The organism is Bradyrhizobium sp. KB893862 SZCCT0404, assembly GCF_018130885.1.
Classification (GTDB): Bacteria; Pseudomonadota; Alphaproteobacteria; order Rhizobiales; family Xanthobacteraceae; genus Bradyrhizobium; species Bradyrhizobium stylosanthis.
Genome location: NZ_JAFCLT010000013.1, coordinates 38314 through 60051, shown reverse-complemented (window position 1 = coordinate 60051; position 21738 = coordinate 38314). Strand labels below are relative to the sequence as shown.

The window sequence follows — 21738 nt, the reverse complement described above, 5'->3', positions numbered from 1 at the left end:
GCCATGGACCCGACAGCGCTTCTTCTCTCGCGGCTGCAGTTCGCCTTCACCATCTCGTTCCACATCATCTTCCCGGCGTTCACCATCGGGCTTGCCGCCTGGCTCACCGTTCTCGAAGCGATGCACCAGTACACCGGCAGGCCCGTCTACCGGACGCTGTTCGAGTTCTGGCTGAAGATCTTCGGCGTCGCCTTCGGCATGGGCGTCGTCTCGGGCGTGGTGATGGCGTTCCAGTTCGGCACGAACTGGAGCGTGCTCTCGAAGATGTCGGGGCCGATCCAGGGACCGCTGCTGTCCTACGAGACGTTCACCGCCTTCATGCTTGAGGCGGGCTTCTTTGGCATCCTCATCTTCGGCCGGCCGCGGGTGCCGCCCTGGTTCTACTTGTTCTCCACGGCGATGGTCGCACTCGGAACGACGCTGTCGGCGTTCTGGATCATGGTCAACAACAGCTGGATGCAGGTGCCGACCGGCTACGTGCTGGAGAACGGCCAGTTCGTGCCGAACGACTGGGCGCAGATCATCTTCAACCGGGTGGTCTGGGTCCGCTTTCCGCACATGCTGCTCGCCTCCTATCTCACCGGCGCCTTCTGCGTGGCGGCGACCGGCGCGTGGTATCTGTTGCGGCGGACCTATCGGGCCGAGGCGCATGTGATGCTGCGCATGGGTCTTGCGCTTGCGGCCGTGCTGCTTCCGGTCCAGCTCTTCATCGGGCATCTCGTCGGCGACTACGTCCACGACTTTCAGCCGGCCAAGTTCGCCGCGATCGAGGCGCGCTGGCATGACGAGCAGCCGGCCTCGGAGGTGCTGATCGCGATCCCGGATTCGAGCACGGAGTCGAACAAATACGCGATCTCGATTCCGGTGCTCGGCAGCATCATCGGAAGCATGAGCCTGACCTCGAAAGAGGTCGGCCTCACCAGCTTTCCGCCGCAGGACCGGCCGCCGGTGGCGATCCCGTTCTTTGCCTTCCGCATCATGGTCGGCTGCGGCTTCGTGATGCTGGGGCTGGCCTGGTTCGGGTCCTGGCTCGGCCTCAAGCATCGGCTCGAGCGCAGCCGCCTGCTGCTGTGGGGAATCTTCCTTAGCTTTCCGCTGCCGTGGATCGCGATCCTGACCGGCTGGTACACCGCGGAGGTCGGCCGCCAGCCGTGGACCATCTACGGCGTGTTGCGGACAGCCGACGCCGTGACGCCCTTCCTCACGGCGTCCGCTGCGCTGACATCGCTGATCCTGTTCGTCGCCGTCTACGCCTTCATCTTCTCGTTCGGGACCTATTACATCTATCGGCTGCTGCGCGCCGGCCCCGCGGGACTCGGCGGCAAGCCGCTGCATGTTCCCGTGCCCAACCGGCCGATGTCGCTCGCCGACAAAATGCCGGCCATCGCCGAAGCGGGAGAATAGCCATGGTGACGTACTGGGTTGCTCTGCTTGCCATCAGCATCCTGATCTATCTCCTTCTGGACGGGTTCGACCTCGGCGTCGGCATGCTGTTCGGCCTTGCCGGCAGCGAGGCGAGGCGGCAGGCGATGCTGCGCACGATCGCTCCGGTCTGGGACGGCAACGAGACCTGGCTGATCGTCACCGGCGTGATCATGTGGGGCGCGTTTCCCGTGGTCTATTCCATGCTGCTGTCCGCGCTCTACATTCCGGTCGTGGTGATGCTTCTCGGGCTGATCCTGCGCGGCGTCGCGTTCGAGTTTCGCGGCAAGGCGTCGCGCTCGCGCTGGATCTGGGACGCCAGCTTCTCCGCGGGATCGTTTGCCGCGAGCTTCATGCAGGGCGTCATGGTCGGCGCGCTGGTCGAGGGACTTCAGTTTTCGAACGGCGAGTATGTCGGAGGCACCTTCGGCTGGCTGACGACATTTTCGGTCCTGTGCGGGATCGGCCTGTGCTTCGGCTACGCGCTGCTCGGCGCCTGCTGGCTCGTGAGGAAGTGCCAAGACCCTGTCCGCCACGCCACGCGGCGGCAGATCCCGTTTCTTGCGATCGCCGTGCTGGCCTTCCTCGTCGTCGTCTTCACGCATGCCTTGATCGAGCATCTGCCGATCCTGCGCCGATGGACCGAGCGGCCCTATCTGCTCGTGTTTCCCCTCATCGGCGCGGGTGCGGCGGCAAGGCTCGCCACGAGCATCCTGCAGCACGACGATTACTGGCCGTTCCACATGGTGTCGCTGATCTTCGCGGCGGCGTTCTGCACGCTCGCCCTGTCGTTCTGGCCCTACATGATCCCGTTCGTCGTCACGATCGACCAGGCCGCGGCGCCGCATGCGAGCCTCGCATTCATGTTCTGGGGCGCCGGCCTGTTCGTGTTCCCCCTGATGCTGCTCTATGTCGCGGTCGGCTATCGTGTCTTCCGCGGCAAGGCGGAGCCGGCGGCCGATCACTACTAACGGCCGCACGGCTCAAGCTGGGCCGCGGCCCTGCAGACAAGCAAGAGAAAAGGCGCCGTTTCCGGCGCCTTTTTCGTTCAGAGTGCTTGGGTTCAGGATTTCGGCATGAGCCCGGGACCGTTGTCCGGCCATTGCGCGATCACCTTCTCGTCGATGTTGAAGTGCTGGGCGACCAGCTTCGGCGGGGTATGCGTCAGCCAGTTGGAGAGCGAGACCTCCTCGTAGTGCGGCGCACGGAACACGCCGATGAACTGCAGCTCGGTGTCGCCGGTATTCTCGACATAATGGCCGAGATTGCGGCGGACATAGCCGATGTCGCCGGCCGAGAAATCCGTCGTCAGTGCGTTGGGGCCGGTGTCGAACACCGTCATCCGTGCCTTGCCCTTGATGTAGTACTGCCACTCGTCGGCGTTCGGATGCCAGTGCATCTCGCGCACCGCGCCCGGCGGCATCGTCACCAGGGCCGCCGCGACGGTGGTGGCGACCTTGAAGTTGCTGCTGTCGGCAACGCGGATGCTGCCGGCGGCGCTCTCCTTGACCGGGGCCGAACTGCCGAGCGAATGGATGAACGGATAGGGCGGTGCCTCTGCATGCTTTGCCACTGCGGCGCGGTCGGCGGCGAGATCGCCGGGCACGGTGCCCTGGAAGATCCAGCGATTGTGCAGCGGGATCTTGGCGAAGGCGTCGACCGGCACACCGAAGTTCTTCGCCAGCACCTCGGGCGGCGTATGGGCGAGCCAGTCCGTCACCAGCAGCGTGTTGAACTCGTTGGCGTGGCCGTCGTCGAAGCAGATCACGAATTCGCAGCCGTCGGGACCGAGGCCCTGCAGCGAGTGCGGCGCGCCCGCCGGAAAATACCAGAGGTCGCCGGCCTTGAGGTCGCCGACATAGGGGCGTCCCTGCGTGTCGAACACGGTGATGCGGCAGGAGCCGTAGGTCATGATCGCCCATTCGGCGGCCTGGTGCCAATGCAGCTCGCGGATGCCGCCCGCGGACAGGCGCATGTTGACGCCGGAGATTTCCTTCGAGATCGCGAAGTCCTCGACGGTGACCTGGCGCGCCCAGCCGCCGTCCTGGATGCGTCGGGGGGCGTTGTTGAACGAGGCCCAATCCATCGGCAGCCCGCCGACATCGGTGGCCGGCGGCGTTTGCGCGGAGGGGAATTGCTTGGCCAGCGCCGGATTCTGCGGACCGGGATCGCTCAGGCTGCTCGGGCTTTTGGCATTCACGGCGCCCTGCGGCGGCTCGTCCGGATTGCCGAAGGTTGCGGCTTGCGCACTGGAGCCGACCATGGCGGCCCCTGCCGCGGACATGGCCAGCAGATCACGTCTTGAAAACATCTTGGGTCGCTCCTGAAAATGGTCGAAAGCCCTCCATTGCAATGGGGCTCCAACCTCCAAACCTAGTTTCCGGCTGGGGTTTCAGCTTCCGGGAACAGCGCTCTTTTTGCCGGAATGCACTGGCTGCTAGGGCAGGGCAGGGGAGAGCGAACCGGTGCATTTGAGAAATTGCGTTTCGTTTTGAGAAGACGGCCCTGCCTGCGCGATCCCAAGCTGGCCGGCGAATTGCAGGATCGAGAGACATTGAAATGACCACGAAATCGGTTCGTCCCTACCGTGAGCCGGCCGGCGGCTGGGGTGCGCTCAAGGCGCTTAGCGAGGCGCTGCTGGTGCAGCGCGTGCCGCTGAAGGGCGCGGCGACGCTGCGCCGGATGAACCAGCCGGAGGGCTTCGATTGCCCCGGCTGCGCCTGGCCCGATCCGAAGCACACCTCCTCGTTCGAGTTCTGCGAGAACGGCGGCAAGGCGATCGCCTGGGAGGCGACGTCGAAGCGCTGCACGCCTGAATTCTTCGCCCAGCATACCGTCACCGAGCTTGCGGGCTGGAGCGACTACGATCTCGAAATGGTCGGGCGGCTCACGCACCCGATGGCCTATGATGCCGCATCCGACCGCTATCTCCCGGTGCAATGGAGCGAAGCGTTCGACATGATCGGGCGCGAGCTTGCGGCGTTGCCGAACCCCGATATGGCGGAGTTCTACACGTCCGGACGCACGTCGAACGAGGCGGCGTTCCTGTACCAGCTGTTCGTGCGCGAATACGGCACCAACAATTTCCCCGACTGCTCGAACATGTGCCACGAGGCGACCAGCGTCGGCCTGCCGCAGTCGCTCGGGGTCGGCAAGGGCACCGTGCTGCTGGAGGATTTCGACAAGGCCGATTGCATCTTCATCTTCGGCCAGAACCCGGGCACCAACAGCCCGCGCATGATGACCAGCCTGCGCAATGCGGCGCGCCGCGGCGCTTCCATCATCTCCTTCAACCCGTTCCGCGAGCGCGCGCTCGAGCGTTTCCAGGCGCCGCAGAGCCCGGTCGAGATGATCACGCTGTCGTCGACGACGATCAGCTCGAAACTCTTCCAGGTGCGGGTCGGTGGCGACGTCGCCGTCCTCAAGGGAATCATGAAGATCCTGGTGGAGACCGACGAGGCCGCCCGTGCCGCCGAGCAGCCGGAGATCCTGGACTGGGACTTCATCCGCGGACACACGGCCGGCATCGAGGCGCTGATCGACGATCTCAAGCGCACGCAATGGCCCGACATCGAACGCCAGTCAGGCCTGACGCGCGAGGACATGGAATATGCCGCCGGTGCCTATATGAAGGCCGAGCGCGCCATCCTGGTCTACGGCATGGGTATCACGCAGCATTGGCGCGGCGCGAATAACGTGCAGCAGATCGCCAACCTCGCGCTGTTGCGGGGCAATGTCGGGCGCGAAGGCGCCGGCGTCTGCCCGGTTCGCGGTCATTCCAACGTGCAGGGCGATCGCACCGTCGGGATCACGGAAGTTCCCAAGGCGGACTTCCTCGAGCGCCTCGAGCAGCACTTCGGCTTCAAGCCTCCGTCCGCGCCCGGGCACAACGTGGTGACCGCGCTCGAAGCCATGATCCGCGGCGAGGTGAAGGCCTTCTTCGCGATGGGCGGCAATTTCGCCGCCGCCATTCCGGACTGGCAGGCGACGCAGGCGGCCCTCGCCAAGCTCGATCTGACCGTCCACGTCTCGACCAAGCTCAACCGCAGCCACCTGATCCACGGCCGCGCCGCGCTGATCCTGCCGTGTCTCGGCCGCACCGAGATCGACGTGCAGGCCTCGGGGCCGCAGTCGGTCACGGTGGAGGACTCGATGTCGATGGTGCATGCCTCCGGCGGCCGCAACAAACCGGCATCGGAGCATCTGCTCAGCGAGGTCGCGATCATTGCCGGCGTCGCCAAGGCGACGCTGGGCGCGCGCACGGTGGTCGACTGGAACGGCTTCGTTGCCGATTACGACCGCATCCGCGACGCCATCGAGGCCGTCTTCCCGATCTTCCAGGGCTACAATGCCCGCATCCGCGTTCCCGGCGGCTTCCATCTCACCTCGACGGCGCGCGAACGCATCTGGGCGACGCCGTCGGGCAAGGCCAACTTCCTGGTCTTCCCGGGCTGCGGCGAGGACCCGCCGCAGAGCGATGACGATTTCCTGTGGCTCACCACCATCCGCAGTCACGACCAGTACAACACCACGCTCTACTCGATGTCCGACCGCTACCGCGGCGTGTTCGGCCAGCGCGATGTGGTGTTCCTCAACGACTACGAGCTGAAGCGGCGGGGACTTGCCGACGGCGATCGCGTTGACCTCGTCACCGCCTCGACCGACGGCGCCGAGCGGATCGTGCGCAATTTTCGCGTGGTGGCCTATTCCTTCCCGACCGGCTGCTGTGCGGCATACTATCCGGAGACCAATCCGCTGGTGCCGCTCTATGCCCGCGATCCCCTCAGCTTCACGCCCTCATACAAGGGCGTGCCGATCCGCCTGGTGCGTTCGGCCGGCCCGGAGCCATTGGCGTAGCCGCACAGAGGGAGCGGTCAGGCCTCGACACCGAGATCCGGCCGCGGCGATTCCGCCGCCACGGACTTCGGCAAGGTGAACCAGAAGCGGGCGCCGCCATGCGCGGCGCTGCACTCGGCGCCGATCCGGCCTCCATGTGCCTCGACGATCGAGCGGCAGATGGGGAGACCCATGCCCATGCCGCTCTCCTTGGTCGTGAAGAAGCTTTCAAACAGCCGGCCGGCATGTTCGGCGGCGATGCCGGGGCCGTTGTCCTCGACGGAGCAGCACAGCGTGGATGCGTCCTGCGTGACCGTGCTGATGACGATCCTGCGGTCGTCGTGCGCCGCCTGCGTCATCGCCTGCGCGGCGTTGATGGCGAGATTGACGATGATCTGCTGCAGCTGGGTGCGGTCGCCGACCACTTGTGGCGTAGCCGGGCAAGGCCGATGCAGGATCGCCACGCCGCGGGATTCGAGCTCGTGCCGCAGGAACAGGAGCGCTTCACGAACGATCTCGTCAAAACATAGGGATGCATGCTCGGGGACCTGCCGCGAGGCCATGCCGCGAACACGCGCCACGATCCTGGCGGCGCGTTGGGTATCGACGACGATGTTTTCGATGGTCTTGCGGATCTCGCCGATGTCGGGCACCGGCCTGTTCAGCCAGCGCAGCCCGGCGGCGCCGTTGGTGGCGATGGCGGCGAGGGGCTGGTTGACCTCGTGCGCGATCGAGGCGGTGAGCTCGCCGAGCATCGAGACGCGTGCGGCATGCGCGAACTCGGCCTGAACCCGCTGCAGCTCCTGCTGGGCGCGAATCCGCTGCGAGATGTCGATGGTGCCGACCAGGCTGACCTCGAGATCGTTGATGGGGCCGACGCGGGCGGTCGTGAACAGCACGTCGACGACGCGGCCGTCCCAGGTGACCATCCTGGTCTCTTCCTCGAAGTTCGTCTCGCCGCGATAACGGGACTCCATCGCCCGCCGGAACGTATCGGGCCGCTCCTTCCAGGCCTTGGCCATGGAACGTTCGACATGCTCGCCGGCTTCGCCTCCGAACATCTGGATGGCCCGCTCATTGGCCTCCTGGAACGCGAGCGCGTCCATGCAGGTCCGAAGGAATTCGGGATGGCTGTCTAAATAGGGGCCGAGGTCCTTGACGCCCTCGGCTTTCAATTTTCGAAAAAGCACGAGGAGCCTGCTGGCGTCGAGCTGCCGGAGCGCGATCGGCATGCGGGTGAACAGATGGCGGTAACGCTGCTCGCTCCGCTCCAGCTCGACGTGGGCCCTCTTCAGGGCCGTGATATCCATGATCGCGCCGACGAGCGTCAGCGAAGAGGCCAGGAAGGCGGCGAAGGCGATTGTCGTGAAATTGTCCCCGAGCAGGGAGCAGGCAAAGGACAGCAGGGTCAAAACCAGGCTGCCCCAGGCCCACAGCAGAATGCGATCCCTAATCGTCTGGATCGGCCGCACGCGGTGCCACCATCGCCGGGGCTGTACTGGGTTGGAGCCATCCAGGCGTTCGACTGTCATGCGGAAGGTCTACCGCGCCGCCGAAAGGCGGTCTTTTGCGTTTTCGCAGGGGTCTTGCCAAAACGCACGAAGGTACGGTCAAGCCGCGTACGACTTTAGGCCATCTCGGCCACGGGCCTCGTCACGCCGAACCGCCGCTCGAACTCGGCGACATCGACCACGCCGCGCCGATGGGTGCCGTCGCCGATCTTGCGGTCGCCGTCCCAGGCCTCGACCTCGAACAGGATGCTCCGGGCCTCGACTGCGACGACCCGGGCGATCGCCCGCACCGTGCGGCCGACCGGGGTTGCCGCCAGATGGCGGATATTGACCATCATCCCGACGCTGACATGGCCTTTCGGCAGGAACGGTTGGACCGCCGATCCCGCGGCCATCTCCATGTGCAGGATCATCGTCGGCGTGCCGTAGACTTCGGGCATGCCCGGCACGGCATGGCCGACCGTCATCTCCGGTGTGACGGTGACCAGCTTCTCCGCCGTCATGCCGGCGGTCACCTGCTCAAGTCGATTCATGGCTCAGTCCCGTCTCTGCCTCGGTCGTGGGTGGGGTGGATGTCTTGGCCCCCGGCTTGCGTCCGGTGAGCCAGTTGCCGAGCCGGTCGAGATAGAGATAGACGACGGGCGTGGTGTAGAGCGTCAGGACCTGCGACAGCATCAGGCCGCCGACGATCGTATAGCCGAGCGGCTGGCGCAGCTCGGCGCCGGTGCCGGAGCCGATCATCAGCGGCACGCCGCCGAGCAGCGCGGCCATCGTCGTCATCAGGATCGGGCGGAAGCGCAGCGTGCAGGCCTGGTAGATCGCCTCTTCCGGGCTGAGCCCGTGCTGGCGCTCCACCTCAAGGGCGAAGTCGACCAGCATGATGCCGTTCTTCTTGACGATGCCGATCAGCAGGATGATGCCGATGATCGCGATCACGCTGAGATCCATGTGGACCGCCAGCAGCAGCAGCAGCGCGCCGATGCCGGCCGAGGGCAGCGTCGACAGGATGGTGATGGGGTGGATCAGGCTCTCATAGAGCACGCCGAGGATGATGTAGATCACGATCAGCGCCGCCCCGATCAGTAGCGGTGTGCCGCGCAGGGAGGATTGGAACGCCTGCGCATTGCCCTGGAACGAGGCCGTGAGCGAGGCGGGCTTGCCGGTGTCCTTCTCGATCTTCTGGATCGCCTCGACCGCATTGCCGAGCGCAACGCCGGGACGCAGGTTGAACGAGATCGTGACCGAGGGAAACAGGCTCTGGTGGTTGATCAGGATGGGCGCAGGCTTGATGACGGCGTGGACCAGCGTGCTGAGAGGGACCTGCTGGCCGGTAGACGAGTTCAGGTAGATGTCCTTGAGTGCCTCGGGCCCGTACTGGAAACGCGGGTCGACCTCCATCACGACATGGTACTGGTTCAGCGAGGTGAACATGGTCGAGACGATGCGCTGGCCGAACGCGTCGTCGAGGGCGTTGTCGATCGTCGTCGGCAGGATGCCGAAGCTTGAGGCGACCTCGCGGTTGACCGTGACCTCCAGCCGCGGGCCGGCATTGGCCTGGTCGCTGGCGACGTCGGTGATGAGGTCGAGCGCGCGGAGCTTCTCCAGGAAGATCGCCGACCAATGCGTGAGCTCGTTGGAATCGGCATCGGTCAGCGTGTACTGATACTGCGTCTTCGACAGGCGTGCGCCGATCGTGATGTCCTGCGCGGCCTGCATGTAGAGCCTGATGCCCTGGATATGGGCGAGCCGGGGCCCCAGCCGCTCGATCACCTGATCGGCGCTGGCCTTGCGCTCGGGCTTCGGCTTCAGGACGATGAAGATGCGTCCCTGGTTGAGCGTCGCGGTCGGGCCGCCGGGGCCGATATAGCTCGCCACCGACTGCACCGCGGGGTCCTTCGAGAGGATGTCGACGATGGCCTGCTGGCGCTCGGACATGGCGGGGAAGGAGATGTCCTGCGCGGCCTCGGTGATGCCGACGATCTGTCCGGTGTCCTGCTGCGGGAAGAAGCCCTTGGGAATGATCACATAGAGATAGCCGGTCAGCGCCACGGTCGAGAGCATCACGAGCAGCGTCACGAAGCGATGGCGCAGCACGACGTGAAGGCCCTTTGCATAGACCGCCAGCAGGCCATCGAAGCCGCGTTCGAAGACGAGATAGAGCCGGCCGTGCTTCTTGTGCGAATCGTCCTTCAGCAGCCGCGCGCACATCATCGGCGTCAGCGTGAGCGAGATGATCAGCGACAGCAGCAGCGAGGCGGTGATCGTGACGGCGAATTCCTGGAACAGCTTGCCGACATAGCCGCCCATCAGGAACAGCGGGATGAACACCGCGATCAGCGACAACGTGATGGAGACGATGGTGAAGCCGATTTCACTGGAGCCCTTGAGCGCAGCCTCCATGGGCGTCATGCCCTGCTCGAGATGGCGCACGATGTTCTCGATCACGACGACGGCATCGTCGACCACGAACCCGACCGCAATCGACAGCGCCATCAGCGAGAGGTTGTCCAGGCTGTAGCCGAGCACGTAGAGCACCGCGAACGTGCCGACCAGCGCCAGCGGAACCGTGATCGCCGGAATGATGGTGGCCCAGAAATTCCGCAGGAACAGGAAGATGACCATCACCACCAGGGCGACCGTCAGCATCAGCGTGAATTGAACGTCGGAGACCGCGGCGCGGATGGTGGCGGTGCGATCGGCGGCGATCGTCACCTTGATCGCCGGAGGAACCGAGGCCTGGAGCTGAGGCAGCAGCGTCTTGATGCGGTCGACGGTCTCGATCACGTTGGCGCCGGGAACGCGCTGGACCGCCAGGATGATGGCGGGATCCTTGCCGTACCAGCCGGCCAGGAGGTCGTTCTCGGGTCCCTCGATCGCCATGCCGACGTCGCGTATCCGCACCGGCGAGCCGTTGCGATAGGCGATGATGAGGTCGTCATAGGCGGAGGGCTTGAGCAGCTGGTCGTTGGTGTTCAGCGTGTAGGTGACGCGCGGACTGTTGAGCGTGCCCTTGGGCAGGTCGACATTGGCGCCGGCGATGACGTTGCGGACGTCCTCGAGGCCGATGCCGCGGGCGGCGAGCGCCTGCGGATTGACGCGGACACGGATCGCCGGTTTCTGCTGGCCGCCGATGCCGACGAGGCCGACCCCGGGCACCTGCGAGATCTTCGGCAGCAGGATGTTCTCGGCATAGGCATCCACCGTGGTCAGCGGCAGCGAGTCCGACGTCAGCGCGATCAGCATGATCGGCGTCTCCGCCGGATTCACCTTCCTGATCGTCGGCGGGTAGGGGATGTTCGGCGGCAGGAACGGGCTCGCGGCATTGATCGCGGCCAGCACGTCCACCGCTGCGCTGTCCACCGTGCGCGATAGCTCGAACTGCACCGTGAGCTGGGCGACGCCGAGCGCGCTCGACGAAGTGAGCTGCGTGACGCCTGGAATCTGGCTGAGCTGCTGCTCGAGCGGCGTGGCGAGCGACGAGGCGATGGTGCCGGGATCGGCGCCGGGCAATTGCGCCGAGATCTGGATCGTCGGGTAGTTGACGTTCGGCAGCGCGCCGACCGGCAGCAGCGGATAGGCCGCAAGACCGCACAGCAACAGGCCGGCCATCAGCAGCGCGGTTGCGATCGGCCGCAGGATGAAGGGAGCGGAGAGGTTCACGGGATCGCATCCTGCACGGCGCTCTGCAGATCCGCTTCCTGTGCGGCCTTGCCATGCAGCTCGCGGACACGGCTTCCTTCCGTCAGACGGTACTGGCCGTCCACCACGACGACCTCGCCGGATTTCAGCCCCTGGTCGATCAGGGCCTGGCCGTCGCTGATCTGCGCGACGTGCACGGGACGCAAGGCCGCCGTCTGGCCATCGGTCACGACATAGACATAGCTGCCGTTCGGTCCCTGCTGCACGGCCGAGCCGGCGACGGTGAGCGCGCCCTTCTGAATCTGGAGTAGCAGGCGCGCGTTCACCAGCTGGCCCGGCCACAGCCGATGCTCATGGTTCGGGAACACCGCCTTGAGCTGGACGGTGCCGGTCGTGCCCGCGATCTCGTTGTTGACCAGTAGCAGCGTGCCCTCGTCGAGCTTCACCTTGTTGTCCTGGCTGTAGGCGATGACCTTCAGCTCGCCCTTTGCGGCGTGCTCCTGGATCACCGGCAGGTCGGTCTGCGGCAGGGTGAACAGCATCGAGATCGGCTCGATCTGGGTGACGACGACGAGACCGTTGGGGTCGGTCGGATGGATCACGTTGCCGACGTCGATCTGGCGTACGCCGGTGATGCCGGGGATCGCCGATGTCAGGCGCGTGTAGCTGAGCTGGACGTTGGCCTCGTCGATCTGGGCCTGGTCCGCCTTCACGGCGGCCTTGAGCTGCGCCACCTGCGCCGTCTGCGTCTCGATCAGTTGCGGGGTCGCATAACCCTTGTCGCCAAGCTGATTGTAGCGCGCAAGATTGGCCTCGGCATTCGCGAGCTGCGCCTGGTCGCGGTCGCGATTGGCGGTCAGCTGCTCGATCTGTGCTTCGTAAGGCCGCGGATCGATCTGGGCGAGCAGGTCTCCGGTCTTGACGGTCTGTCCTTCGGTGAAGGCGATCTTGACGATCTGGCCCTGGATCTGGCTGCGCACGACGTCGGTGTTGTAGGCGATCACCGTGCCGATGCCGCGCAGATAGATCGGGACGTCCTTGCCGGTGACGGTGGCGGCGACCACAGGCACGACGACCGGCACCGGCGCGGCCGCGACGACCGGCTTGCGGTCGGTGCCGAAGAACCAGAGACTTCCGCCGATCAGGATTGCGGCGAGCGCCGCGCATGCAATGGTGAGGTTCCGCTTCACGGTGAGGGTCCTTGTTGATCTCAGGGATTGCCGGAGCCGTCGATGGGCGTCGTGCCGCTCAGGGACATGGGACCGGGCACCGGCACGGACGGGCTGATGCCTGCGCCGCCGATTTCGGTGGATCCGAGCGGAATTCCGACGCGTCCCACGGTCGATGTCTGGGGAAGCAGGGCCGAGGACGTCGTCGTGCCGTTAGGGCAGCCGGATGACGAGCTTCCGGAGAGGCCGCCGCCGTCGAACAGGGCGCCCGATGATCCGGCATTCCCCGATGTGGGGCAGTTGGTCATGTCTTGCATGGGATTGATCGGGGATACGCCGGGCGTTGCGATCTCGGTTGAGCCCAGCGGAATGCCTTCAGGTCGCGTCGAGCCGAGGTTGAGCGGCGAAGTCGCGGTCATGCCCACGGGGGCCTGCGCGGGAAGCTGGGTCGTCGGTAGCGCCATTTGCGCATATGCCACGGCCGGTACCAGGCACATCAGGCCGGCCGCGAATGCCGCGCGCAGATGCACCGATGCGAACCGGCGGGATCCAGATTTGTTCGATGAGAGCTGTACTCGCATGGCTCGCTCCGGAGTCTTCATTTGCGCGGGACGATAGGGAGCGCCCGGCGAGGCGGTATTCCCTGAACGCACGTCCCGCTGTCTGGCCGCACGATCGGAACGGCATCCCCTCATTGCGGATGCTTCTGAAGCAGCGTTGTGGCCTCGGACAGCTCCCGGCGGCATCCGGCGATGTCGCTGGAACGGTTCGCGGCGCGCGCGCGATCGAGAGCATCGAGCGCCAGCACAAACTGCGCACCGCTCGCGCCTTCCGCCCGCGCCAGCGATCGCGGCGTGGGTTGATGATTGCGAAGTGCGGCGAGGCTTTCGGTGCCCCAGCCATGTGCGCCGGCATTCTTTTCGATCGCAGCGTCCAGCTGTGCCTGGACACGCCAGATCGAAGCCTTGCAGGACGCCGCATCAACCGGGGATGCCGCACTCACGAGGATTATAGTGGCCGCGGCAATCCGGATGAGTGAATTCGATGTCATTGTCGATCCTCTCCTGTCGGTGATTGAATGTCTGTTGCGACATGACAGGACCAACACGAGCCGTCTTTCGCTTACGAACGCCGGCTGCCCGGCATGCGCACGGAGGCGTGCCATCAGACAAAGCGAGCGCGAGCTGGAGTGGAATTTGCAGGCCGGCACCCGCCGGCGTGCGAAGTGGCAATGGCCGTTGTTTGCCGAAATACGCAACGAGGCGTCGAACCTAGTGTCGCGTCATTCCAACCCGGAGTGATCCCGACATGAAACCCCTCAACGCTGGCCTCGCCTTCGCTGCCGCTCTTTCCCTGTTCGCGACCGTCACCCCGGCGCGCGCCGAACCCCTGAAGAACATCGTCCTCGTGCACGGCGCCTGGGTCGATGCGTCGGGCTGGAAGCCCGTCTACGAGATCCTGACCAAGGAAGGCTTCCGCGTGACGATGGTGCAGGAGCCCGAGACCTCGTTTGCCGACGACGTCACGGCGGCGAAGCGGATCCTCGATCTCCAGGACGGCCCGACGCTCCTCGTCGGTCACAGCTATGGCGGCTCGATCATCACCGAAGCCGGCGTCCACCCGAACGTCGTCGGTCTCGTCTATGTCGCCGCACACGCCCCCGACGTCGGCGAGGATGAATCGGCACTGGGCAAGAAGACGCCGAGCGTGCTCGGCAAGACCGAAGGCGTCATCAAGGTCACGCCCGACAAGTTCACCTATCTCGATCCCGTGCAATTCCCGAAACTGTTCGCGCCCGATCTGCCGCGCGAGCGGGCCGAGTTCGTTGCGCGCTCCCAGGTCCTGGCCGCGACGCAGGTGTTCAGCACGCCGCTCACCGCGGCGGCGTGGAAGACCAAGCCGAGCTGGGGCGTCGTTGCCGGCAGCGACCAGATCATCAATCCCGATCTCGAACGCTGGTACTACGAGCGTGCCAAGAGCCAGACGACCGTAATCCCGGGCGCCAGCCACTCCGTCTACGAGTCGCATCCGAAGGAAGTGGCGGCCGTGATCACCCGTGCTGCCCGCAGCATCCAGCAGCCGGCCACGCGCTGAAATCCCTTCTGCCGGTCCTGACGCACGACCGGCAGAAGGACGGTCGGCGGGAGAGACAGCACTCCCGCCGGCCTGACTGCCCACCCCGGAGCATTCCATGAGCGTGATCGAGACCACCAGTGCCGTCCTGACCTGGAAGGTGATGACGGTGAAGCGGGCCGGACTGAGCCGCGAGCTGCCGTCCGGCAATCCGGACCTGATGTGGGTCGCCAATTCGTCGACGCTGATCTACGGCGAGCGGGATGCGATCCTCGTCGATACGTTCCTCACCGCAAGCCAGTCGAAGACGCTGCTGGACTGGGTCGTCTCGCACGGGCGTAATCTCACGACGATCTATGTCACGCATGGCCACGGCGATCATTTCTTCGGTCTCGTGCCGTTGCTCGACCGCTTTCCGAATGCCAGGGCGGTGGCCGTTCCCGACGTCGTCGGCGAGATGAAGGCCCAGCTTTCGCCGGCCTCGCTCGATGGCTTCTGGCGCAAGCGCTTCCCGGGCGAGATCGCGGAGCGCCTGGTCGCGGCCGAGCCGCTGGCCGGAGAGCTCACGCTGGAAGGACACACGCTCGCCGTCATCGACATGGGCCGGACCGATACGGCCAGGTCCACCGCGCTGCACGTTCCGTCTCTCGACCTGATCGTTGCCGGCGATACCGTCTACAACGGCATCCATCCCTATCTTGCCGAGACCGATACCGCGAGCCGGCTGGAGTGGATCGCCGCGCTCGACCGGCTCGAGGCGCTGAAGCCGCGTTTCGTGATCGCCGGGCACAAGAAGCCGGACAACGACGACGATCCGCGCAACATCGCGGAAACCCGGCAATATCTGCTCGACTTCAACCGCCTTGACCAGGCCACCGCATCGCCGCGCGAGCTCTACGAGGCCATGCTGGAGCTCTATCCCGATCGTGCCAATCCCGGGTCGCTCTGGAGCGGAGCTAACGCCGCGAAGGAGCGGAAGCCATGACCGGCTGGCAGAACAACCGTGCCGCGCGCGATGCGCGGATCGCGGCCGGCGCCGGCTTCGCGCGCGGCAAGCTCGTGGAGGCGCAGGACGCCACGCACCTGCTGGAGGCCGTGATCAGGCCGGGCGACCGGGTTTGCCTCGAGGGCGACAACCAGAAGCAGGCCGATCTGCTCAGCCGCGCGCTTCTCGCCGTCGATCTCGCGAAAGTCAGCGATCTGCACATGGTGCAGTCGGGTGTCGTGCTTCCCGAGCACCTGGACCTGTTCGACCGCGGCGTCGCCAAGCGCCTCGACTATGCCTATTCCGGGCCGCAATCGGCGCGCATCGCCCGCATGCTGTTCGGCGGCAAGATCGAGCTCGGCGCGGTCCACACCTATCTCGAACTGTTCGCCCGCTACTTCATCGACCTGACGCCGCACGTTGCCTTGATCGCCGCCGTCAGCGCCGACCGCGAGGGCAATCTCTACACCGGCCCGAACACCGAGGACACGCCGACCGTGGTGGAGGCGACGGCGTTCAAGGACGGCGTCGTGATCGCCCAGGTCAACGAGATCGTCGACACGGTGCCGCGCGTCGATATCCCGGCGGACCGCGTCCACTTCATCGTCAAGTCCGACAAGCCATTCTTCGTCGAGCCGCTGTTCACGCGCGATCCGGCCGCGATCACCGAGGGCCAGATCCTGACCGCGATGCTCGCGATCAAGGGGATCTATGCGCCCTACGCCGTGCAGCGGCTCAATCACGGCATCGGCTTCAGCACGGCCGCGATCGAGCTTCTGCTGCCGACCTTCGGCGAGCGGTTGGGGCTGAAGGGCCAGATCGCGACCCATTTCGCATTGAACCCGCATCCGGCGCTGATTCCGGCGATCGAGTCCGGCTGGGTGCGGCAGATCCATTCGTTCGGCTCGGAGGTCGGCATGGATGACTACATCCGCGCCCGGTCCGATGTGTATTTCACAGGCCCCGACGGCTCGCTGCGCTCCAATCGCGCGTTCTGCCAGACCGCCGGTCTCTATGCCTGCGACATGTTCATCGGCTCCACCCTGCAGATCGACCTGCAGGGGAATTCGTCGACCGTCACGGCGTCCCGCATCGCCGGGTTCGGCGGCGCGCCGAACATGGGAGCGGATGCCCGCGGGCGGCGTCATCCGAGCGAGCCCTGGCTGAAGGCGGGAGCCGAGGCCGATCCCGACGGCTCTGCCTTGATGCGCCGCGGCCGCAAGCTGGTCGTGCAGATCGGCGAGACCTTCGGGGACAAGAACGTGCCGCTGTTCGTCGAGAAGCTCGACGCTATCGAGCTCGCGGAGAAGCTGAACCTCGATCTCGCGCCGATCATGATCTATGGCGACGACGTCACGCACATCGTCACCGAGGAGGGCGTGGCCAACCTGCTGCTGTGCCGCACGGCGCAGGAGCGCGAGCAGGCCATCCGCGGCGTTGCGGGCTACACCGATGTTGGCCGCCGGCGGGACCACGGCATGGTCGCGCGACTGCGCGAGCGCGGTGTGATCCGCCGGCCAGAGGATCTCGGCATCAATCCGCTCGATGCGGACCGCAGCATGCTCGCGGCGCGCTCGATTAAGGATCTCGTGCGCTGGTCGGGCGGACTCTATTCGCCGCCGTCGAAATTCAGGAACTGGTGAGGACGGGCCATGGAAGATCTCAGGTTTGAGCACAGCGTCAGCGCGCGGGCGGGCGGCAGCAGGACGAGCGCCATCGTCGGCGTGGTCGCCTCGGGCAATCTGGAAGTCCTGGTCGAGCGCGTCCTGCCGGATACCGAATGCGCCATCGACATCAAGACCGCGGCGGTCGGCTTCGGCGAGGTGTGGACCGCGGTGATCGGCGATTTCGTCGAGCGCCATTCGCCGGGCGGACTGAGATTCTCGATCAACGACGGCGGCGCGCGCCCCGATACGGTCTCGCTGCGGCTGGCGCAGGCGGTACGATTGATCGCGGAGAACGGCCAATGACCGCGCCGCTCAAGGAGATCACACCGGCCGAGCGAGCCCGCAGCACCAGCTTCTACGAGGCGTCGGCCCGCACGCGGCTGGAGCTGCTGCTCGATGCCGGCAGCTTCGTCGAGTTCATCGGCCCCGAGCAGCGCGAGGTCAGTCCTCATTTGAAGATTTTCGATCTGCCCGAGCAGTTCGACGACGGCATCGTCGTTGGTCACGGCCGCCTCGACGGATCGCCGGTGTTCGTCGCCGCACAGGAGGGCCGCTTCATGGGCGGCGCCTTCGGCGAGGTGCACGGCGCCAAGCTGACCGGGCTGCTCCGCGCCGCGCGCGAGATCGGCACGATCCCCGTCCTGATCCTGTTCGACACCGGCGGTGTGCGGCTACAGGAGGCCAATGCCGGCGAGCTCGCCATCGCCGAGATCATGCGCGCGGTGATGGAAGCGCGTGCCGCCGGCGTCAAGGTGATCGGCCTGATCGGCGGCAGGTCCGGATGCTATGGCGGCGGCGGCCTGATCGCAGGCTGCTGCTCGGCACTCGCCGTCTCGGAGCCCGGGCGCATCGCGGTGTCGGGCCCCGAAGTGATCGAGACCAATCGCGGCGTCGAGGAGTTCGACTCCCGCGACCGCGCGCTGGTCTGGCGCACCATGGGCGGCAAGCATCGCCGGCTGCTCGGCGCCGCTGACGTCTTTGCCGATGACAATGTGCAGGATTTCCGCGAGGCCGCGCTGGCGCTGATCGGTCTGGTCGGACCTTTCGGCCTCGACAAACTCACGGCCGAGCAGGAGCGGCTTGCCGACCGGTTGCGCCGTTACGGCGCCTGTCAGGATGCCGTCGACATCTGGACGGCGGAAGGCATCCCGCAGGCCGAGACGGTTCCGGAGCTGCCGGCCGATCAGTTCATTGCGCTCGCCGACAGGATCGGGAGGACCAGCCGTGACGCTCGATGAGATTCTTTCTTCGCTCTTCCCCGACGGGCATGAGGTCAGGAACGACAAGGGCGTCCTGCTCGGCTCGGCGACGCTGCGATCCGGCGGCAACATGCTCGTCGTCGGTGTCGCGGGCCGCACCGCGCTGGGCGTCGACGAGGCGATCCGGTTGTCCGGCCATGTCCTGAGGTCGATCGGCCGCGACAGCGGCCCGATCCTGGTGCTGGTCGACAGCGACAGCCAACGCATGAGCAAGCGCGACGAGTTGCTCGGGCTCAACGAATTCCTCGCGCATCTCGCCAAGGTGCTGATCCACGCGGACACGAACGGCCGTCCGACCATCGGCCTGCTCTACGGTCACTCGGCCGCGGGCGCGCTGCTGGCGACGGGGCTTGCGACCCGCGTCCTGGCCGGACTGCCCGGCGCCGATCCCGCGGTGATGGACCTGCCGTCGATGGCGAAGGTCACCAAGCTGTCGATGGAAGCGCTGGAAGAGAAGGCGAAGTCGACGCCGGTGTTCGCTCCGGGCTTGTCCAATCTCGCGCAGATGGGCGCCGTCCACATGACATGGAGCCAGGACGGCTCACTCGCCGATCAGCTCGAGGCGCTATTGGCCGACATACCGGCAGTGCGCGACGGGCGGGATGCGCTCGGCAAGGCGCGTGGTGGCCGGCTGAAGGCCGCCGATATCGCGGAGCGCGTTCGTGACCTCGCCATGCAAGCACGTTGAGCGGCCCGCCGGCCGTCACGACCTCGTCTTTGTCCGTCCGGAAGGATGGCGCGCGATGCTTGATCCGCATGGCGATCTCGCCTGCGATCCCCTCGTGCTGCACTGGGCGGAGCTGGGTTGGCCGACGGTCAGGCGGCGTGCGCTGCCATCCGAGGCAACCGGCCTCGCGTTGGGCCTGCCGTTGCCTCCCTCCGCCGGCAAGAAGCGGCTTTCCCTTCTCGCCGACCTCGACGACATCGCCAGGGTTGCGCGGCCGCCGTCGCTGAGACAGGCGCGTGTGTCCGCTCCGCTGTGGTGGCGGCCGACGCTCGACCGGATCGACGAGCTCGCGCTTCGCCATTCGGTGCATGTGCGCGTGTTCGGCAGCCTCGCATGGGAGGCGCTGACCGGGCTCGGCTACGTCACCGCGGGCTCGGATCTCGACCTGTTGTTCGAGACCCGCCCCGACACCGATCTGGATCGTCTCGTCATGGACCTCGCCGCGATCGAGCGCGATGCGCCGATGCGGCTCGATGGCGAGCTGATGGGTGCCGACGGTGCCGCGGTGAACTGGCGCGAATTCCACGGCGGCGCGAGCGAGCTGCTGGTCAAGAGCATCGAGAGCGTGGTCCTGCTCGACCGGGATCGGTTCATTGCGGGAGCGAAGGGATCATGACCGCCGCGGTTGCACGAAGGTTCGAACGGCCCGTTCAGCGCGGGCCGGGCATTGCGCGAGACGTCTCCACGATCGGCGCCGTCGCCGCCGGCTGCCTCGTCGAGGAGCTGGAAACCTGGCCGAAGCCGGGGCTCGTGAGCCATATCGACAATGGCAGTCACGACGACATGGACGCCGGCACGTTCCGCCGCAGCGCCGCTTCCATCGCCCCTTATCTCCAGAGTCTCGCGGATGCGGGTGCGCTCGGCTCCGGCATGGGCCGGCTGCGGATCATTGGCCTCGAGGCGGAGCGCGCGATGCTCGCGGCGACCTCGGGCGTCAACACGCATCGCGGCGCGATCTTCGGGCTCGGCCTGTTGTGCGCGGCCGCCGGTGCGCGAGCCGGCGGGCTGGCCGATCCCAAACTTTCCCTTGGCGGTGTCGTGATGCGCCTGTGGGGCGAGAGCATCCTCGACGGTCCGGTGCTGCTGCACAGCCATGGCAGCGCGGCCCGTCGGCGGTTTCGTGCCGGCGGTGCACGCCTTGAAGCCGCGAGCGGATTTCCCAGCGTCTACCGGATCGGTCTGCCGGCCTTGCGGCGCGCGGCGTCCGTCGCGCCGGAAGATGCGGAAGCCGCACGGGTCGAGGCGTGCTTCGCCCTGATCGCCTCCGTCGAAGACACCAACCTCCTGCATCGCGGTGGGCTCGATGGCCTTTGCTTTGCGCGTGATACCGCGCGCGGCTTCATCGCTGCGGGCGGTGTCCGCGCATCCGGCTGGCGCGCCCGCGCGCAGGCGATCCATGACGGCTTCGTGGCCCGTCGTCTCAGTCCGGGCGGATCGGCCGATTTGCTGGCGATGACGCTCTTCGTCGATGCCTGTGAAAGTCCGGGCCCATGACATCCAGCGTGATCCTGATGGCGCTGGTGCCGGTCTTCTTCGTCCTGCTGCTGGGGTTCGTTGCGGGCAAGGCCCGCATCGTCGACAACAACCACGTCGAAGGTTTCAATGCCCTCGTGATGGATTTCGCGCTGCCGGCTTCGCTGTTCGCCGCGACTGCATCGGCCCCGCGCGAGGGGATCACCGGGCAGGCTCCAGTGTTCCTGGTGTTCGGCGTCACGATGCTGGTCATCTATCTCGGCTGGTACTGGTTCGAGCGCAGCTTCTTTGCGGTGACGAAGTCCGACGCCTCGGTGCAGGCGCTGACGGTCGGTTTTCCAAATCTTGCCGGCGTCGGCCTGCCGATCCTGTCGACCGTGCTCGGGCCGGCCGGCGTCGTCCCGGTCGCCGTCGCGCTCGCCACCGGCTCGATCCTGGTCAGTCCGTTGACTCTCGTGATCGTGGAGATGAGCGTTGCCAAGCTCCGCGGCGCTGATGCGCCGTCGCAGCCGGTTCTGACGGCGGTGCGTCGCGCGCTCGTCAAGCCGGTGGTGTGGGCGCCCGCGCTCGGCGTCGCCGTCTCGCTGTTCGACCTGCACCTCAATGCGCTTGTCGATGCCTGTCTCACCCTGATCGGGAACGCGGCTGCGGGCGTCGCGCTGTTCCTGACCGGTCTCGTCCTGTCGGCCCAGTCGCTTCGCCTCGATTGGCGGGTGGTTGCCGCAACGGCAGCCGCCGACGTCATGCGTCCGCTGCTGGCCGTCGCGATCGTCTACGCCTTTCACCTGACGCCCGATGTCGCGAGGACGGCCATCCTCCTCGCGGCCTTGCCCTCGGGCTTCTTCGGCATCCTGTTTGCCGTCAACTACCGGCTGGACTCGGCGACGATCGGCTCCATGGTCATCGCCAGCACCGGCTTCAGCATCGTGCCGCTCGCGATTGCGATCGCGACGCTCTTTCCTGGTTAGGCCGCGACC

At 66.3% G+C, this 21738-nt stretch carries 19 protein-coding genes; 12 read left to right on the top strand and 7 right to left on the bottom strand.

The window, feature by feature from the left end:
* The first annotated feature begins 3 nt into the window (after positions 1-3).
* Both JQ617_RS35180 and cydB read left to right on the top strand, forming a co-directional pair.
* Entirely contained in the window at positions 4-1404 is a 1401-nt protein-coding gene (locus JQ617_RS35180; protein ID WP_212030381.1) for a cytochrome ubiquinol oxidase subunit I, read from the top strand.
* A 2-nt stretch (positions 1405-1406) separates the two neighbouring features.
* Positions 1407-2393: a cytochrome d ubiquinol oxidase subunit II gene (gene cydB, locus JQ617_RS35175; protein WP_212030380.1), complete on the top strand. Its 987-nt coding sequence runs from the start codon at positions 1407-1409 to the stop codon at positions 2391-2393.
* A gap of 92 nt (positions 2394-2485) precedes the next feature.
* On the opposite strand, the gene JQ617_RS35170 is transcribed toward cydB, so the two are convergent.
* A complete protein-coding gene (locus tag JQ617_RS35170; RefSeq protein WP_212030379.1) occupies positions 2486-3733 on the bottom strand; it encodes an oxalate decarboxylase family bicupin in 1248 nt (415 codons plus the stop codon).
* A gap of 248 nt (positions 3734-3981) precedes the next feature.
* Here JQ617_RS35170 and JQ617_RS35165 point away from each other — a divergent pair, with 248 nt between their 5' ends.
* Entirely contained in the window at positions 3982-6279 is a 2298-nt protein-coding gene (locus JQ617_RS35165) for an FdhF/YdeP family oxidoreductase (RefSeq protein ID WP_212030378.1), read from the top strand.
* 17 nt (positions 6280-6296) lie between these two features.
* Here the strand turns inward: JQ617_RS35165 and JQ617_RS35160 are convergent, their stop codons facing one another.
* From JQ617_RS35160 to JQ617_RS35135, 6 genes are all read right to left on the bottom strand, one after another.
* Positions 6297-7790, bottom strand: coding sequence for a sensor histidine kinase (locus JQ617_RS35160; protein WP_212030377.1), 1494 nt, complete (start codon positions 7788-7790; stop codon positions 6297-6299).
* Positions 7791-7885: 95 nt separating this feature from the next.
* On the bottom strand, positions 7886-8302 hold the full coding sequence (locus JQ617_RS35155; protein ID WP_212030376.1) for a thioesterase family protein: 417 nt from the start codon (positions 8300-8302) through the stop codon (positions 7886-7888).
* Complete coding sequence (locus JQ617_RS35150; RefSeq protein WP_212030375.1) at positions 8289-11429, bottom strand: efflux RND transporter permease subunit; 3141 nt, start codon at positions 11427-11429, stop codon at positions 8289-8291. The genes JQ617_RS35155 and JQ617_RS35150 overlap by 14 nt, the downstream gene beginning before the upstream one ends.
* Positions 11426-12598 (bottom strand): efflux RND transporter periplasmic adaptor subunit, encoded by a 1173-nt coding sequence (locus JQ617_RS35145; protein WP_212030374.1) that lies wholly within the window; start codon positions 12596-12598, stop codon positions 11426-11428. Before JQ617_RS35145 ends, JQ617_RS35150 begins: the two co-directional genes overlap by 4 nt.
* 20 nt (positions 12599-12618) lie before the next feature.
* A complete protein-coding gene (locus tag JQ617_RS35140; RefSeq protein ID WP_212030373.1) occupies positions 12619-13158 on the bottom strand; it encodes a hypothetical protein in 540 nt (179 codons plus the stop codon).
* A 110-nt stretch (positions 13159-13268) separates the two neighbouring features.
* Complete coding sequence (locus tag JQ617_RS35135) at positions 13269-13628, bottom strand: hypothetical protein (protein ID WP_212030372.1); 360 nt, start codon at positions 13626-13628, stop codon at positions 13269-13271.
* A 257-nt stretch (positions 13629-13885) separates the two neighbouring features.
* Between JQ617_RS35135 and JQ617_RS35130 the strand changes: the two genes are divergently transcribed.
* The 9 genes from JQ617_RS35130 to JQ617_RS35090 all read left to right on the top strand — a co-directional run bounded on the left by JQ617_RS35130 (position 13886) and on the right by JQ617_RS35090 (position 21729).
* Positions 13886-14671, top strand: a complete 786-nt coding sequence (locus JQ617_RS35130) for an alpha/beta hydrolase (RefSeq protein ID WP_063690184.1) — start codon at positions 13886-13888, stop codon at positions 14669-14671.
* Positions 14672-14768: 97 nt separating this feature from the next.
* Positions 14769-15635: an MBL fold metallo-hydrolase gene (locus JQ617_RS35125; protein WP_212030371.1), complete on the top strand. Its 867-nt coding sequence runs from the start codon at positions 14769-14771 to the stop codon at positions 15633-15635.
* A complete protein-coding gene (gene mdcA / locus JQ617_RS35120) occupies positions 15632-17278 on the top strand; it encodes a malonate decarboxylase subunit alpha (RefSeq protein ID WP_212030370.1) in 1647 nt (548 codons plus the stop codon). Before JQ617_RS35125 ends, mdcA begins: the two co-directional genes overlap by 4 nt.
* Positions 17279-17287: 9 nt before the next feature.
* The gene (mdcC, locus tag JQ617_RS35115; protein WP_212030369.1) at positions 17288-17605 is read left to right on the top strand and encodes a malonate decarboxylase acyl carrier protein; all 318 of its coding nucleotides are present in this window, start codon (positions 17288-17290) and stop codon (positions 17603-17605) included.
* Entirely contained in the window at positions 17602-18540 is a 939-nt protein-coding gene (locus JQ617_RS35110) for a biotin-independent malonate decarboxylase subunit beta (RefSeq protein ID WP_212030368.1), read from the top strand. Before mdcC ends, JQ617_RS35110 begins: the two co-directional genes overlap by 4 nt.
* Positions 18527-19249, top strand: coding sequence for a biotin-independent malonate decarboxylase subunit gamma (gene mdcE / locus JQ617_RS35105; RefSeq protein WP_212030367.1), 723 nt, complete (start codon positions 18527-18529; stop codon positions 19247-19249). Before JQ617_RS35110 ends, mdcE begins: the two co-directional genes overlap by 14 nt.
* The gene (mdcG, locus tag JQ617_RS35100) at positions 19224-19904 is read left to right on the top strand and encodes a malonate decarboxylase holo-[acyl-carrier-protein] synthase (RefSeq protein WP_212030366.1); all 681 of its coding nucleotides are present in this window, start codon (positions 19224-19226) and stop codon (positions 19902-19904) included. The genes mdcE and mdcG overlap by 26 nt, the downstream gene beginning before the upstream one ends.
* Positions 19901-20782: a triphosphoribosyl-dephospho-CoA synthase MdcB gene (gene mdcB / locus JQ617_RS35095; protein WP_212030365.1), complete on the top strand. Its 882-nt coding sequence runs from the start codon at positions 19901-19903 to the stop codon at positions 20780-20782. Before mdcG ends, mdcB begins: the two co-directional genes overlap by 4 nt.
* A complete protein-coding gene (locus tag JQ617_RS35090; protein ID WP_212030364.1) occupies positions 20779-21729 on the top strand; it encodes an AEC family transporter in 951 nt (316 codons plus the stop codon). Before mdcB ends, JQ617_RS35090 begins: the two co-directional genes overlap by 4 nt.
* The last annotated feature ends 9 nt before the right edge of the window (positions 21730-21738 follow it).